Genomic DNA, 14442 nt, shown 5'->3' with positions numbered 1-14442 from the left:
ATCCTCGGTTTCGCACGTGGTGGCGTGCAGTCAGTGAGTGTCTGTGCGTAACCCGATGCAGCCAGAACGTGACAGTTGAACGGCCATAACGAACTACTTCGCTGATACAGTGGCTCCGGTATGTTACTCGAACGCCGTCACCTCTCGCTTGCACTCGTGTTGCTACTGACAGCATCCGCCGGCTGTACCGGCCTGCTCGGCTCTGAAACGGGCGGCACGGACGCCGAAGTACCGACGACGGCGGCCGACGCCAACGGCCCTGCACCCGGGTCGGCCGGGTTCGACGCGGCAGCCATCGAACGTGGACACTTCGAGACGCTGTCTGACTCGTCGTTCACCACCTCGCTGTCGTTCCAGCTCTCGACGGTCCGCAACGGCGAGAACCGGTCGGTGTTTATCAACCGGACCGTTGCTATCGACCGCGACAGCGACCGGTCGCTGGCGACGGGCGAACTGGTCCAGGCCAGCGGCGACACGCTGGCGACGACGACCTACACGGCTGACGGGACCACCGCCGAGCGTCGAGTCCTCACCCGCGGTGACGACACGAGGACGGACTACCGCTCGGCATCACCGCCGTACGATGGCCAGGTCCAGCCCGTCAACGAGAGCAGCGTCATCGACCGCTCGCTGCTGCAGTCGCTTGGGTCGGATATCAACTGGACCTACGCCGGTACCGAGACGGTCGACGGTGACAGCGTCTCGCGGTTCGAGGCGACCGGAAGCGACGTCACCGGCTTCGCAGCTGACGACGCTGTCTCGACGAACGTCTCAGCCAACGGGACGGCAGACTCGGCCAGTGCAACTGTCCTCGTTGACGAGGACGGCGTCGTCCGGTCGTTCCAGTACCGCGTGACGACCGAGCGGGACGGCCAACCGGTGACGGTGGCGCTGTCGCTCTCCGTCTCGCAGGTCGACGACACCACCGTCGCAGAGCCGGACTGGCTGTCGAACGCGTAGAGCCGGCAAAAACTACAGCGACTCTCGGGCGCTGAACTGTCTGGCGACCCACTGCGAACTGTCGAGCGTCTCGACGCTGTGCTGGAGACGCGACAGCCGGTCACTGGTTTCAGCTTCGTCCAGTTCCAACGCCCGCTCGATGGCATCTGCAATCGCCTCGATATCGTGCGGATTGACCGTCAGCGCACCGTCGAGATGTGTCGCTGCGCCGGCCAGTTCGCTCAACACGAGCACGCCGTCGGCACAGGCGACCGGGTACTCGTGGGCGACGAGGTTCATCCCGTCGCGGTGTGGCGTCACCACCGCGACCTCGGCAGCCCGGTACAGCCCGGCGAGCGTCTCGTTGTCGAGTTTGGCCTCGGTGTAGACGATCGGCTGCCAGTCGTCGGTCCCGAAGCGGTCGTTGACGCGCTCGACGGCATCGACCACGTCCGCACGGTACCGGCGATAGGCGGCGATACCTTCCCGTGTTCGGCTCGCTTTCTGGACGTACGTGAACTCGCCTTGCAAGTCCGGCCGCCGGTCCCAGAGGTGTGCCAGCGCCTCGATCCGTTCGGGGATGCCCTTCGAGTAGTCGAGCCGTTCGACGCCGAGCGCGAGGCGAACGGACGTGTCCGAGCGGCTGCCGCCAAGCACGGTCTCACGGATACTGGCCACGTCAGCGGCACGCGCTCGGTCCCGAACCCCACCGACATCGATACCCAGCGGGTTCGCGACGACCCGTGTCCTGTCGCCGCCGCGGGTGACTGTCCCGCTATCCGTGTCGACGGTCGCCGCGGGGAGCGCGCTGTCGACGCAGTGCAGGAACTGCTCTGCGTACCCTGCCGTATGAAAGCCGATGACGTCGCAGGCCAGCAATCCATCGAGGAGCGCGTCGCTGTGGGGACAGTGCCGGAACACCGACGGCGCGGGCCAGGGGATATGCCAGAACTGCAACAGCGTCGCATCCGGTCGCCGCTCTCGGACCAGTCTGGGTGCCAGCGCCAGGTGATAGTCCTGGAACCAGACCGGCTGGCCCGCGTCGGCGACCGTATCGACGGCCTCGGCGAACTGCTCGTTAACCGCGCGGTACTGGTCCCAGTAGGCGGGCTCGGCCCACATTCGGCCCGTGTCCTCGTGACAGAGGGGCCAGAGCACCTGGTTGGCATAGCCGTAGTAGTAGCCCTGTACCGCCGCTTCGGAGAGGGGGACGCGTTTCAGGTCGTACCTGGGGTCAGACGGCGGCACTTCGACGATGCCCTCATCGGCGACAGCCATATCCGCGTCGCCGCTACCCCAGGCGACCCAGGTGCCGCCCCGTGACTGCATCACCGGGTCGAGTGCGCTCGTCAGCCCACCCGCCGCGGACTGGACCCGTATCTCGCCGTCGTCGTCCCGCTCGTGGCTATACGGCTCACGGTTCGAGACGACCACCAGCGAATCCGGAACTGCACCGTCCTGCGCGCTTACTGACAGTTCCGGAGCCATTTGCCTTCGGTAAGTGCCGCCCCGCCTTGAGACTGTCGTGGACTACTGACTCGTGTGTCCAGCGTAACAAGTCATCGGGCTTGTGACGCCTGTCCTCCATGTCTGACGGTAAGAGAAAACTTATACCGGAGGCCTCGAAAGAAACGGGTGAAAGCCGGAAGGGCACCCGGGTAGGGGTACACGGACGTGCCATTTCGGCTCAACTCGGTTTATCTGGACACAAATCAGACAGCGACAGCTACACTACGTGGTGGGGGTGTGGGAGCCGCCTGACCGGCGTGGGTGAACAAGACAAAAGCGCGTCCACGGCGTGGGTTCAGACAACAAATGGAGTTTCACACCTGGGAACCGGTGTACGAGGACATCCTCGAGGACTTCGGCTATCCCCGTGACGGTGACGAACGTGCCTGCGACCGATTCGCCGAACTGCTCGGCGACGACAGGACATACGACCCGTCGGGACTCGGACTCGACGGCGCAACGGTCGCCGTCGCCGGGGCCGGCCCGTCCCTCGAGGCTGAGGCTGACCGAGCGGCAGATGCTGACGTGGTCCTGGCGGCGTCGACGGCCGCCGACCGCCTCCAGGCGGAAGGCGTCGCCATCGACTGCATGGTCACGGACCTGGACAAGAACGCCGACACCGGTCGGGAGCTGACCGCCGACGGGACGCCGGTCGTCGCCCACGCCCACGGCGACAACATCCCGACACTCGAGACCTACGTTCCGACCTACGACAGCGAGTTCGTCGTGCCGACGACACAGGCGGCCCCCGTCCCGCCGGTCCGCAACTACGGCGGCTTCACCGACGGCGACCGCGCCGCGTTCCTCGCGGATCACTTCGGTGCTGCCTCGCTGGTGTTCCCCGGCTGGGACTTCGACGACCCGTCCGTGACTGCCGAAAAGCGACAGAAACTCCGCTGGGCCGAACGCCTGCTGCGCTGGCTGGAACAGCGCCGCGGCGAGCGCTTCGACGTGCTCGACGGGCGACGCGACGACATCGAGCCGGTAGATACCGACTGAAAACGAATCCCCGATTCAGGGCGCTAATACGTCGATAGTCGCGTCGATAGTGTCCCGGTCGGCGGCCCGGGGGAACGAGATGTTGATTGCGTCCACCCCGCTGATATCCTCGAACCGTGCCAAACGGTCGCGACACTCCTCGGGCGTGCCGGCAACGGCAATGCTGTCCAGTAGCTCGTCGCCGACGGCGTCAGCGGCAGCCGCTTTGTTGCCCGATCCCCACTGCTCGGCGATCTCGTGGGCGGTGTCCTCGTACCCCTGACGGGCCAGCGCGTCGCGGTAGAACGTCCCCATGCCGCCGATGTAGAACGCCACGTGCTGGCGGGCCAGTTCGCGGGCCTGTTCCCGGTCGTCCATCGCACAGCAGGTCAGCGACAGCGTCACCCGCTGGTCGGCCCGGTCGCGGTCGCCGAGGTCTGCCCCGTGCTCAAAGTCTTCCAGCCGGTCCCGCAAGCCGTCCGCAGTCAGCATCAGCGCGTGCCAGCCGTCTGCGAAGCGGCCAGCGAGTTCGACTGATTTCGGGCCGAGGCCGCCGGCGTCCACAGGCGGCGCGGGTTCGGGCGGCTCACATCGAAGTCGGAACCCCGACAGCGAAAAGATGTCCCCGTCGTACTCGACCGTGTCTCCGGCGAGCACCAGTTTCATGATATCGACCGCCTCCCGCGTGTACTTGAGCGGATTCTCGAAGTCCCGGCCGTGCCAGCCCTCGATGACGATAGGGCCGGAGGGTCCGACACCGGCACGGAAGCGGCCGTCCGAAACCTCCTGCAGCGTCGCTGCGGTCTGGCCCAGCAGCGCTGGCGACCGCGAATACACGTTCAGAATCGAGGAACCGAGGCCGACCGACGAGGTACGCTCGGCGATGCTCGTCAGCGTCGTCACCGCGTCCCGCCCCCACGTCTCCGGGAGCCAGACCCGGTCGTAGCCGCGGTCCTCGGCCTGCTGGCTCATTCCGACCAGCGTGTCGACTGAGGGCTGTGCAGCGACCGGGAGATACACGTCCCGCGCTGTCATCTGTCACCCTCCACCCGTCGAGCGGCGACCGGGCGAACGACTCTCAGAGGCTGAAACGTATGTACCTGGGACATGGCTTGCCGTGGGGCCGCACGGGAGATAAAGCCACGTGCGAGGGGCAGTGCCGCCCGTTGTCTGCGGTTTATTCGTCGCTCGTGGTCGATCATCCTGTCATCCGAGCACCTGATTCGGCGACCGGCTATATGAGGCACCCGGTTCTACGAGTGCCTATGCCGTTCGACCCGGACCGAGTGACGACGATTACATTCGATTCGTACAGCACTATCGTCGATGTCGAAGCGGCGCAAAAGGCCCTCGCCGACCGGGTGGACGACCCCCGGCCGGTGTCCCGGCTCTGGCGCTCCCGCTCGCTGGCGTACACGTTCCTCGCCAACCAGATCGACGCCTACAAGCCGTTCTACGAGATGAACCGCGACGCGCTCCAGTACGCGCTGGACGCCCACGGCGTCGACATCTCGACGGAGGAGCGCGACGAGATTCTCGCGGTCTACCACGAACTCGACGTGTTCGACGACGTTCGCGACGGCATGAACAAGCTCTACGACGCCGGCTACGACCTCTATGTCGTCTCGAACGGCAACCCCGAGATGCTCGAATCAATGGTCGACTTCGCGGGCATCGGCGGCCTGCTCGAAGACACCGTCAGCGCCGACGAGATCCAGACGTTCAAACCGGCGGCCGAACTGTACCGTCATGCGGCGGAGCGAACGGAGACCGAAATCGAGGAAATCGCCCACGTCACCGCGGGCTATTTCGACGTGTACGGCGCGATGCACGCCGGGATGCAGGGTGTCTGGGTCAACCGCGACGGCGGGCCGTGGGACGCCTTCGCCGGCGAGCCGGACCTCACTATCGGGTCGTTCCACGACCTCCACGACGAGCTAACGTAAGCGGGGTGGTCGGTGCGGAAGCGACCTACACGCGCCGGGACAGCGAGGTCCGCAGTTCGCCGGCGAGTTCCCGATGACCGTCCTCGGCGAGGCTGTCGGTGACGACCTTCAGCGCAGCAGCGGAGCCGCCGACGTAGAGCCCGCCGCTGTCTTTCTCGACCACCACCACGTCGGTCACCTCGGCGACGGCCCGGAGGCTTGCTCGCGCGTCGTCGGTCAGGTCGCCGAGCAGGAACGTGAGCGTCGCGCCGTCGTCGGTGCCGCCGGCGACCGTCTCGCCGAGAGCCTGATGGCGGGCCACCTCCCGCAGTGTCACGTCGGTCAGTTCCGCCACGGTGGGGCCGGACTCAGTTTCAGCGCGGGTCGTCCGCTCGTCGCCGAGCGCGTCGGCCACCTTGACCACGTCGTGGGTCTCGCGTGTGTCGTGGGTGCGGATGATGTGAGCCCCGCGTTCGACCTCCATCGTCGCGGCAGCCAACGACACGGCGAGCTGGTTCTCCGTTTCGGGCTGGTCGGCCAGGTCGCCCAGGAAGTCCTCGCGGTTGGTCGCGGTAAGCATCGGCCGGTCGAAAGCGCGGAACTCACGGAGGCGGCGGAACATCTCCCAGTTGTCCTCGAACTCCTTGCCGTCGTACCAGCCGCCGAAGGCCGGGTCGATGATGGTCCGGTCCGTGAACCCGTCCCGCTGGAGCGCTTCGAAGATGTCGTCGATGGTTTTCAGCGCGCCGGGACTGGCCAGGTCCGGCGGGCTGGCCATCTTGACGACCGGCATGTCGTGGTCTTCGACGACGCCTTTCATGTCCGGGTCGGCGAAGCCACACACGTCGTTGATGAGGTCGAAGCCGTGGCCGATGGCTTCCTCGGCGACCTTGGCGTACCGAGTTTCGAGCGACAGCGGCACGTCGGCGTCGAGCTCGTCGACCAGCGGCGCGACTTCTTCGAGGCGGTCTTTCTCCATCTCGACCGGCTTGGACTCGTATTTGGGGTTGGCCGACTGCAGGCCGACGTCGATGATGTCCGCGCCGGCGGGGACGAGGTTCTCCTCGATGGCGTCGGCGGCCTCCTCTGGGTCCAGATACACGCTCGGCTTGTACCCGGAGTTCGAACTCATGTTCAGCACGCTCATGACGCGAGTCGGGTGGCCATCGCCAACCGGGAGACCGTCAATTTCGACCGTTCGCATACCGCTTCCTGAGGACTGTGGACACAAAGACCCCGCGACATCGGCGGGAGGGCGACGCTATAATACCTATCAGTGATGTGGAAACACCGAGCTTTATATACATCGTTGCATGAATTGTACGGGATGGGTGGGGAGGCAATGATCGCGTTCGATCTCGACTCGTTCGAGGCCGTAACACGGGAGTTGATGTCTGCGGAGTCCGAGCGGGAGATCTGCGAGATCGCAATGTCGGAAATTTCGTCCGTGTTCAATGTCCCACTCGGTGCGCTGTGGCTGTATGACAGCGACGCGTCGGAACTGCAGTTGGCCGCGTCGACGGAGCGGGCGGACGAGGTGTTCGACTGGCCGGTTACCTACCGTCCCGGCAACAGCCTCTCCTGGGAGGCGTTCGAGCAGGACGAGGTTCGGACGTATTCCGAACTCAGCGACGAGCAGAGCCAGTACAACGAGAACTCGCCTGTCAGCAGCGAGATCATCCTGCCGCTGGACGAGTACGGCGTCATCAACATCGGGTCGCTCGCCCCCGTTACGTTTGACGACGAGACGGTTCGACTCGCCCGGATGTACGCGACTCACGTCCAGGCGGCACTGCAGAAAGCCGAGCGCGAGCACGACCTCCGCGTCCAGCGCGACCGGATGGAACAGTTCATCGGCGTCGTCTCACACGACCTCAGAAATCCGCTGCACGTTGTCGAGGGGCGGCTCGAACTCGTCCGCGAGACCGGTGACCTGTCCCATCTCGAAGACGCGGAGGAGGGGGTCGCTCGCATGGAAGCGCTGATCGACGACCTGCTGACACTCGCCAGAGAGGGGTACGCGGTCGAAGATCGAACCGCTGTTTCGCTTGACACCCTCGCCGAACGAACCTGGGCGATGGCCAGGACGGGTGACGCGACGCTGACAATCGAGGGTTCGACTCCGGTGTTCGGTGACGAGAACCGCCTCAAACAGGTGTTCGAGAACCTCTTCCGGAACGCAGCGGACCATGCGGGCGACGACGTAACTGTCTGGATTGGTCCGGTTGTCGACGACGAAACAGCCGAGACAGACGGCGAGCGAAGCGCGGGTCGAGTGACCGGCTTTTACGTCGCCGACGACGGGCCGGGCATCCCAGCCGAGGCGCAGGACGAGATTCTCTCAGTCGACGGGTTCTCCGGCGGTGACACCGGCCTCGGCCTGGCGATTGTGGCTCAGATCATCGACGCCCACGGCTGGGACATCTCGGTGACCGAGAGCAGGGCCGGCGGCGCACGCTTCGAAGTGACCGACGGGACGAAACCGGTCTCACCGTTTCATTCCTGGTAGCGCGGATACGGCGGCCGACAGGGCCCCGAAACAGGTCCCCGTCGTGTCATCGATTGGATTGACAGCTTTATTTGCTCGCCCGCTATATGGTAGGCCAGTGCAGACTCCGGAACAGGACATCGAAGCCGTGCTGAAGGAGTCGGGCCCGGACTACGAGGGGTTCCGGTTCGAAACACCGGGCGGGGGCCACCAGAGCGATGTCTACATGGTAACACTACGCCACAACGGCGAGGCGTACGAGGTGGTTGTGAAATTCAAGCCCCCGGGCGATGTCCCCTTCGCAGTCGAGCCCTGCCTTCACGATTTTGTCGCCACCCGGACCGATGTCCCCGTTCCACGCATCCTCGTCTACGAGGACGATCCAGACGCCGACGTGCCGCCGTATTTCGTCACCGAGCGCGTCCACGGCGAGAACCTGGCCGAGGAGTTCGCCGAGCTTTCGACCGAGGACCGCCGGCGGGTGCTGGCCCAGTCCGGTCGGATCCTCGGCGACATGCACTCAGAGATCGGGTTCGAGGCGTTCGGCCGGCTCACGCTCCACGACGACCGGATCATCGTGAGTGACTGGATGGGCAACTGGCGGGAGTACTTCGAGAGCCTCACAAGATCCCACCTCTCTCACCTCGACGGGACGCCCTTCGAGGACATGACTGACCGGGCGCGGGACTGTATCGAACCGGCCCTGGAGATGGTGCCCGAGGACGGCGTCCCCCGGCTGGTACACGACGATTTCAGGCCGGCGAACCTGCTGTTCGAGCAGACGGCGGACGCGCCGATTACGGCCGTCCTCGACTGGCAGGACGTGCTCGCGGCGCTGCCGGAGTACAACCTCGCACAGACGGAGTTTCTCTTCATCGACTCGTCGTTTCAGGACCCGGAACTGTGCGAATCGCTCCGGACGGTGTTCCACGAGGGGTACCAGGAGGTGCGCCCGATGGAGTTCGACGAGGGGTACGAGCAGCGACGCCCCCTGTACCAGATCTCGACGCTACTGTGGCGGATGGCCGGCTTCGAGGCCGTCTTCGCCGACGAGTCCGGCCTCGCCGCCGCTCGTGCTGAGGCACAGTATCGTCAGCAGTTCGAGCGGCTTGTGGAAGAAATACGGGCGGATTAGGCCGTTTCAGGCGATTGGCCGCTATCGACCAACTCCCACACTGATTCCCAGTCGAGTGACGTCTGTGCGCCGGGTGACTGCGCTGCGAGCGCGCCACAGGCGTTGGCGACTGCGAGCGCCCGTTCCGGATTGGTCTCCTCTGCACTGGCGAGAAGATACCCAGCGGCGAACGCATCGCCCGCGCCTGCGGTGTCCACAGACTCTATGGGATACCCAGCGTTCGTGACTGTCCGGTCGTCGATATAGGCCGTCGCGCCGCAGTCCCCATGTTTGACTACAACTGTCGGTACTGTCTCGAACAGCCCGCTGTCGCTGGCGTGGTCGGCCTCCCGGTCGTTGCAAAACAGGATATCCGCGTGTGAGAGCACCGCCGAGTAATCCCGGTACGGGAGCCGGCGGCCGGGGTCGAAGCTCACTGGGATGTCCGCGGTCGCGGCGTCGCGGGCGAGCGTCGCAGCCGTCGCGGGGTCCTGACCGGTCAGGTGGAGGTGGTCCGCCTCGGCCAGGGTCTCGGCCGGGAGGTCCGACGGTCCGAACGCCTCGTTGGCCCCGTCGTTTCCAAGCACCGCGACGTCGCCGTTCTCGTCCACGATGAGATACTTCACCGCCGTCGGCTCGTCCGACTCGACCAGTAGCGTCTCGACGCCGGTCGCCGTCAGTTCGCGCCGAGCCTTGGTGCCGTGGTCGTCCCGGCCGACGCTACCCAGGACGAGCGGGTCCGCATCAAGCCCTGCGAGCGCGACGGCCACGTTCGACGCGCTTCCACCACTGGACTGTGACCGGTCGGTGATACGCCCTTCCCCGTCGGGCTTCGGGAAGTGGTCGACGTGGAGCGTCACGTCCCAGTTGACGTGGCCGGCACAGATGACGCGCATGTCAACCGCTGGGAGGGGCGCTGTGATAGCAGTTTCCCACTGGTACGAGCGGTTGTCTCTCCTCCCACTCTCGGTAGGGGACATAGCGACAACAGCCCGTACGAAAGATATGCAGCATATTTAACATTGACCGGGACGGACCGGCGCACATGGTAACGGTCCCCGGTAGCATCCTCCCGTTGAGCGGTCGGACTAACGTACAACTACTGCGGACAGGGGTGACTGCGTGATGCGACACGGCGCGGCTGTGCTCGCCTGTCTGGTCGTCGTCGGCTCGCTCCCGCTGTCAGTCGCCGGCGCGAGCGTCAACGCATCGATCTCGAACGTCGAGGTGTCGCCGTCGTCCGCGGCCCCGGGCGAGACCATCACGTTCGATACGACTGTCCGAAACCTCCAGAGCAGCGACGCACCGCTCGAAATCAACGACATCGCGATCCGGAAGTCGGGCGGGAGAGGTGTCACAGAGTACGAACGCGTCTCGGATCTGGGTTCGATTTCGCCGGGCAGTACGCTGGAAGTGCCCCTGACTGCCTCCTTTGACTCGTCGGGGAGCAAGGACCTCCGCGTCATCGTGTACGGCCGTGACCGCGGGACGGGCGAGAACGTCGAACTCAGATACCCGGTGAAGCTGAACGTTCAGGAGCGTCACCCGCAGGTGGATATCGCGGCCAACGACTCCGTCGCCGGCGTTGAGTCGACCGGCGAAGTCACCGTCGCAAACGGACTCGACTCCCGGATAACGAACGTCGAGGTCGTCGTCCAGGGCGACGGCGTCGAGATGACCCAGAGCCGCACGGTGGAGTCGAGCATCGCCCAGAACGGGTCGATGACTGCCCCGTTCCGGTTCCGACCTGAATCCGCCGGCGACCACCCACTGACCGCGACGATCAGCTACACGGTCGGCGGGGATACCATCCGTAACACGACCCGGACGAAAGTCATCGAGTCGGACCCGCTCCGGAACAGCGTGGAACTCGACACGACCGCGGTCGGCAGCGGCACTGACCGTGCGCTACGAGTCGCGGTCTCTAACGGGGCCAACGCTCCGCTCTCGGATGTCATGGTCAGTGCAACGTCGGAGAACGCGTCGTTCCAGCGTGTGCTGCTCAAGAACATCTCGGCCAGTACGACCCGCCAGGTACGACTGAACGCCACTATGGACGAACCACGGGCGGATGTCACCGTCACAGCCAGCTACGAACTCGGGACCGAAACGGAGCGGATTACTTCCGAAACGACGCTCCGATCCGTCCCGGGAACGATAGACCTCACCGGTCTGGACGTGATCCGACAGGGGGGACGACTCCAGATTACCGGGAGTGCGAGTAACGTCGGGTCGACGGACGCGGACAGCGTCCTCGTCAGTGTCGTCAATACCGAGAGCGTCACTCCGGCGACGCCGAACCGCGACTACTTCGTCGGCACGGTCCCGGCCAGTGACTTCGTCTCCTTCGACGTGTACGCCCGGACGGAGGGCAACGTCACGTCGGTGCCACTGGAGGTGACCTACCTCGTCGACGACACGCGGAAGCGGCAGACGTTCGACGTAGATACCAACCAGATGAGCGGTGCGGCACAGCAGCCGAATCAGGACGGCGACAGCGAGGGCGGTGACCAGAACAGCATGCTGCCGGTGTTCATCGCCGGCGGGCTGGCACTGCTGGTCGTCGTCGGTGTCCTCGTGCGCCGCTACCGCCGCGGTGACGACGATATCGAGGTATGACGGTCATCGACGCACAGGGACTGGTCAAGCGGTACCGAACCGGGGGCCAGACCCTGTACGCACTGGCGGGCATCGACTTCGCGCTCGAATCCGGCGAGTTCGTCTCGATTATGGGTCCCAGCGGCAGTGGCAAGACGACCCTGCTGAACATCCTCGGGCTGTTGGATACACCGACGGAGGGGACCGTCCTGCTGGAGGGGCAGGACGTGACCGGACTCGGCGACCGCAAGCGGACATCGCTCCGCAAGCGGACCATCGGCTTCGTGTTCCAGCACTTCTATCTCCTGCCGACGCTGACTGCCGTCGAGAACGTCGAGGTGCCCCTGCTGTTGGACAGCGACCCGGAAGTCACAAAGCGGGCCAGAACGCTCCTGGAGCGGCTTGGCCTCGGTGACCGACTGGACCACAAGCCCGACGAACTCTCCGGCGGCCAGAAGCAACGGGTCGCCATCGCGCGCTCGCTCATCAACAGTCCGAAGGTCGTTCTCGCCGACGAACCGACGGGTAACCTCGACAGCGAAACCGGACGGCAGATACTCGACGAGTTCCGCCGCATCGCTGACGAGGACGACGTGGCAATCGTCGCGGTCACCCACGACGACCTGGTCAACGAATACGTCGACCGGACCGTCCATCTGGTCGACGGCACTATCGGGAGGGAACGGAAGAATGGCGGGTAGGTTCTTCCCGGCCGCGCTGATGGCGCGGCGCAACCTCACGCGGACGAAGATGCGGTCGCTGCTGGCGTCGCTGGGCATCGTTATCGGCGTCGTTGCAATCGCTTCGCTGGGAATGTTCGGCGTCGCACTCCAGTACTCGTTCACCCAGAACCTCGGCGACGTCGGGAACCAGCTCACGGTGTACCCGAACTCCGGCGAAAACATCACTGAGCTCACCGAACGCGATATCCGTGCCATCCGCAGAGAAGCAAGCCCGACAGCGACCGTCTCACCGGTAAAGACGCGCGTGGAGCCGGTGTCGTACAACCGTGAGGACGCGGTCCGGGAAACGATATACGGCATTGATAATCCGGGGGAGCTATATACGGCAAAGGAGGGCCGGGTCTCGCCGTTCCGGACCGGCGCGCTCGTCGGGTCCGATGTCGCGGAGGAACACGACTTGCATCCGGGGAGTCAGATTACGGTCAACGGGACCAACGTCCGTATCCGAGCCGTGCTCGAAGAGGGGGACCCGTTCTCCTCGACGAACCCCGACAATCGAGTCATCATGCCGGCCGCTTCGTTCAGCCAGCGTGGCTACTCCGAAGTGTACATTACCGAGTCCACTGGGACACGGGCCAACGAGACGGCCATGGGGATACGCGACTCGCTCAACGAACGCGAACAGCGGGTCTTCGTTCAGGAACTGGGCTCTATCGTCGACACTATCGAACAGCAGTTCCAGATCATCAATACCGTTCTCGCCGGGATTGCGTCGATTTCGCTACTCGTCGCCGGCATCTCGATTCTCAACGTCATGCTGATGTCGACCGTCGAACGCCGGGAGGAAATCGGCGTCCTCAGAGCGGTCGGCTACCAGAAGCGGGACGTCCTCAAAGTGATGTTGATGGAAGCGACGCTGCTCGGGTTCCTCGGTGGCATCGCTGGTGTCATTCTGAGTGTCGGTGCCGGGTTGGCGATAAACCACTACGCCGTCGGCGATGCGATGGCGGTCTTCAGGCTGCCAAACGCCTGGTACGTCGGCGCGGCGTTCACCTTTGGGGTGCTGACGAGCATCGTCAGCGGCCTGTATCCGGCCTGGAAAGCGGCGAGCGAGGAGCCGGTCGACGCGCTGCGCGGTTAAATCGTCGCGTCGACACCCGGTTCCAGCAGTGGGTCGGTCCGGTCGACCGACAGGGAGTCGAACTGCGCGAGCCAGTGCTCGTCGCCGCGCTCGAAGGCCTCCAGCGCATCACCGACGGTGTAGGTCCGTTCTTCATCCGAGCACGGGAACACGCCCTCTAAGTCGTCGCTGTCGTAGATCGCCAGCGAAACGACCGGGAACACGACAACGTCGTCGACGCGGTCCATCCCGACGTAGCTCCGATTCCGCCGCTCGAAGGCCGGTTCGAGCGAGTGGCCGTTCTCGCTCGCCCAATCTTTGAACTCCTCGTAGGTCTGGATGGCTTCCGACCGCTTGTCTTCCGCCATCGTCCTGATCCGCTGCCACTCACCGGCGACCATCGACTCGCTGAACACGCCGTTGGCCTCCAGTCGCTTGACCCGATTGAGCACCTGCTGTTGTGCGTCGAACGTACCGTAGGTATCTCCGCGAAGATACAGTTCCGCCCGAAGGTGTGTGTCCCCTGTCATAGCTTTCTCATCGCTAGCTTCTCCAGAGACCCTCAAAACTCTTTCCCAGAAATATGTGGTAACATATAACATGAAACCGTTTGTGGGAATCGCTGGTATAAGACCCTCTATATTCATAATATGGGGTATTCGGCTGAATATAGAACCCCTTATATTGTTGGTGTGATAACAGTTAATTTCCTTCCGAGTCGATGCTAGTTTCGATAGTTGTCGAACAAATCTACGATAGGTTCTCTTCAGTTTAGACGGCAAATTCGCAAAATTATAAGAATCCATATATTTGTCTGTCCGGGGCCTTGGTGCTCAAGCACCGCTGTGACGAACTGTTCGCGATGTGGTTGGCCAGCGGTTCCACAGGTCTTGCTCGGTCCCGCTCCCGGTATGGTCGCTACATGTGTCTGCTACATTTGCCGGTTCAGGGACCGCCGCGCCCGAGAACATTCGATAGCTGCCGAAATAATGGCCGACCCGCGTCGAAAATACGGGAGCCTCGTCCGCGTTACGTTCGGGCTTTGTGGTTCCAATACGCTGCGTTTGCTGTTCCATCGATCAGCGCTG

Annotated in this window: 13 protein-coding genes; 8 read left to right on the top strand and 5 right to left on the bottom strand. The window is 64.2% G+C overall.

What is annotated here, in order from left to right; translation table 11 throughout:
- Window positions 1–120 precede the first annotated feature (120 nt).
- Complete coding sequence (locus ACOZ4H_RS13265; protein WP_424329723.1) at window positions 121–960, top strand: DUF7537 family lipoprotein; 840 nt, start codon at window positions 121–123, stop codon at window positions 958–960.
- 12 nt (window positions 961–972) lie between these two features.
- Here ACOZ4H_RS13265 and ACOZ4H_RS13260 read toward each other — a convergent pair whose 3' ends face one another.
- A complete protein-coding gene (locus tag ACOZ4H_RS13260) occupies window positions 973–2427 on the bottom strand; it encodes an alpha,alpha-trehalose-phosphate synthase (UDP-forming) (RefSeq protein ID WP_424329722.1) in 1455 nt (484 codons plus the stop codon).
- 327 nt (window positions 2428–2754) lie between these two features.
- Here ACOZ4H_RS13260 and ACOZ4H_RS13255 point away from each other — a divergent pair, with 327 nt between their 5' ends.
- Complete coding sequence (locus ACOZ4H_RS13255) at window positions 2755–3447, top strand: 6-hydroxymethylpterin diphosphokinase MptE-like protein (RefSeq protein ID WP_424329721.1); 693 nt, start codon at window positions 2755–2757, stop codon at window positions 3445–3447.
- Between the two features lie 15 nt (window positions 3448–3462).
- Here the strand turns inward: ACOZ4H_RS13255 and ACOZ4H_RS13250 are convergent, their stop codons facing one another.
- Window positions 3463–4461 (bottom strand): TIGR04024 family LLM class F420-dependent oxidoreductase, encoded by a 999-nt coding sequence (locus tag ACOZ4H_RS13250; protein ID WP_424329720.1) that lies wholly within the window; start codon window positions 4459–4461, stop codon window positions 3463–3465.
- A gap of 230 nt (window positions 4462–4691) precedes the next feature.
- On the opposite strand from ACOZ4H_RS13250, the gene ACOZ4H_RS13245 reads away from it, so the two are divergent.
- Window positions 4692–5372 (top strand): haloacid dehalogenase type II, encoded by a 681-nt coding sequence (locus ACOZ4H_RS13245; protein WP_424329719.1) that lies wholly within the window; start codon window positions 4692–4694, stop codon window positions 5370–5372.
- Window positions 5373–5397: 25 nt separating this feature from the next.
- Here the strand turns inward: ACOZ4H_RS13245 and ACOZ4H_RS13240 are convergent, their stop codons facing one another.
- Window positions 5398–6555 carry a dihydropteroate synthase gene (locus tag ACOZ4H_RS13240; RefSeq protein WP_424329718.1) on the bottom strand — a complete coding sequence of 386 codons (1158 nt, stop codon included), beginning with the start codon at window positions 6553–6555 and terminating at the stop codon, window positions 5398–5400.
- A 123-nt stretch (window positions 6556–6678) separates the two neighbouring features.
- On the opposite strand from ACOZ4H_RS13240, the gene ACOZ4H_RS13235 reads away from it, so the two are divergent.
- The gene (locus tag ACOZ4H_RS13235; RefSeq protein WP_424329717.1) at window positions 6679–7860 is read left to right on the top strand and encodes an ATP-binding protein; all 1182 of its coding nucleotides are present in this window, start codon (window positions 6679–6681) and stop codon (window positions 7858–7860) included.
- Between the two features lie 97 nt (window positions 7861–7957).
- A complete protein-coding gene (locus tag ACOZ4H_RS13230) occupies window positions 7958–8974 on the top strand; it encodes a phosphotransferase family protein (RefSeq protein WP_424329716.1) in 1017 nt (338 codons plus the stop codon).
- Here ACOZ4H_RS13230 and ACOZ4H_RS13225 read toward each other — a convergent pair.
- Window positions 8971–9849, bottom strand: coding sequence for a carbohydrate kinase family protein (locus ACOZ4H_RS13225; RefSeq protein WP_424329715.1), 879 nt, complete (start codon window positions 9847–9849; stop codon window positions 8971–8973). The two genes, ACOZ4H_RS13230 and ACOZ4H_RS13225, sit on opposite strands and share 4 nt — an antisense overlap.
- A 229-nt stretch (window positions 9850–10078) precedes the next feature.
- On the opposite strand from ACOZ4H_RS13225, the gene ACOZ4H_RS13220 reads away from it, so the two are divergent.
- From ACOZ4H_RS13220 to ACOZ4H_RS13210, 3 genes are read left to right on the top strand one after another with little or no spacing between them, the layout of a single operon-like run.
- Window positions 10079–11572: a hypothetical protein gene (locus ACOZ4H_RS13220; protein ID WP_424329714.1), complete on the top strand. Its 1494-nt coding sequence runs from the start codon at window positions 10079–10081 to the stop codon at window positions 11570–11572.
- The gene (locus ACOZ4H_RS13215) at window positions 11569–12252 is read left to right on the top strand and encodes an ABC transporter ATP-binding protein (protein WP_424329713.1); all 684 of its coding nucleotides are present in this window, start codon (window positions 11569–11571) and stop codon (window positions 12250–12252) included. The genes ACOZ4H_RS13220 and ACOZ4H_RS13215 overlap by 4 nt, the downstream gene beginning before the upstream one ends.
- On the top strand, window positions 12242–13375 hold the full coding sequence (locus tag ACOZ4H_RS13210) for an ABC transporter permease (RefSeq protein WP_424329712.1): 1134 nt from the start codon (window positions 12242–12244) through the stop codon (window positions 13373–13375). Before ACOZ4H_RS13215 ends, ACOZ4H_RS13210 begins: the two co-directional genes overlap by 11 nt.
- On the opposite strand, the gene ACOZ4H_RS13205 is transcribed toward ACOZ4H_RS13210, so the two are convergent.
- On the bottom strand, window positions 13372–13884 hold the full coding sequence (locus ACOZ4H_RS13205; RefSeq protein ID WP_424329711.1) for an HTH domain-containing protein: 513 nt from the start codon (window positions 13882–13884) through the stop codon (window positions 13372–13374). The genes ACOZ4H_RS13210 and ACOZ4H_RS13205 overlap by 4 nt on opposite strands.
- Window positions 13885–14442 lie beyond the last annotated feature (558 nt).

It is taken from the genome of Haloarcula amylolytica, assembly GCF_049705545.1.
In the GTDB taxonomy this organism is placed as follows: domain Archaea; phylum Halobacteriota; class Halobacteria; order Halobacteriales; family Haloarculaceae; genus Haloarcula; species Haloarcula amylolytica_B.
The sequence above is the reverse complement of the archived record's forward strand: the minus strand, read 5'-3'. Positions and strand labels throughout refer to the sequence as shown.

What these genes read in the sequence shown, in the direction of transcription:
- ACOZ4H_RS13250 (WP_424329720.1), bottom strand. Translation starts at nt 4,461, where the DNA reads ATGACAGCGCGGGACGTGTATCTCCCGGTCGCTGCACAGCCCTCAGTC.
- ACOZ4H_RS13235 (WP_424329717.1), top strand. Translation starts at nt 6,679, where the DNA reads ATGGGTGGGGAGGCAATGATCGCGTTCGATCTCGACTCGTTCGAGGCC.
- ACOZ4H_RS13205 (WP_424329711.1), bottom strand. Translation starts at nt 13,884, where the DNA reads ATGACAGGGGACACACACCTTCGGGCGGAACTGTATCTTCGCGGAGAT.
- ACOZ4H_RS13215 (WP_424329713.1), top strand. Translation starts at nt 11,569, where the DNA reads ATGACGGTCATCGACGCACAGGGACTGGTCAAGCGGTACCGAACCGGG.
- ACOZ4H_RS13220 (WP_424329714.1), top strand. Translation starts at nt 10,079, where the DNA reads ATGCGACACGGCGCGGCTGTGCTCGCCTGTCTGGTCGTCGTCGGCTCG.
- ACOZ4H_RS13210 (WP_424329712.1), top strand. Translation starts at nt 12,242, where the DNA reads ATGGCGGGTAGGTTCTTCCCGGCCGCGCTGATGGCGCGGCGCAACCTC.
- ACOZ4H_RS13260 (WP_424329722.1), bottom strand. Translation starts at nt 2,427, where the DNA reads ATGGCTCCGGAACTGTCAGTAAGCGCGCAGGACGGTGCAGTTCCGGAT.
- ACOZ4H_RS13245 (WP_424329719.1), top strand. Translation starts at nt 4,692, where the DNA reads ATGCCGTTCGACCCGGACCGAGTGACGACGATTACATTCGATTCGTAC.
- ACOZ4H_RS13240 (WP_424329718.1), bottom strand. Translation starts at nt 6,555, where the DNA reads ATGCGAACGGTCGAAATTGACGGTCTCCCGGTTGGCGATGGCCACCCG.
- ACOZ4H_RS13265 (WP_424329723.1), top strand. Translation starts at nt 121, where the DNA reads ATGTTACTCGAACGCCGTCACCTCTCGCTTGCACTCGTGTTGCTACTG.
- ACOZ4H_RS13255 (WP_424329721.1), top strand. Translation starts at nt 2,755, where the DNA reads ATGGAGTTTCACACCTGGGAACCGGTGTACGAGGACATCCTCGAGGAC.
- ACOZ4H_RS13225 (WP_424329715.1), bottom strand. Translation starts at nt 9,849, where the DNA reads ATGCGCGTCATCTGTGCCGGCCACGTCAACTGGGACGTGACGCTCCAC.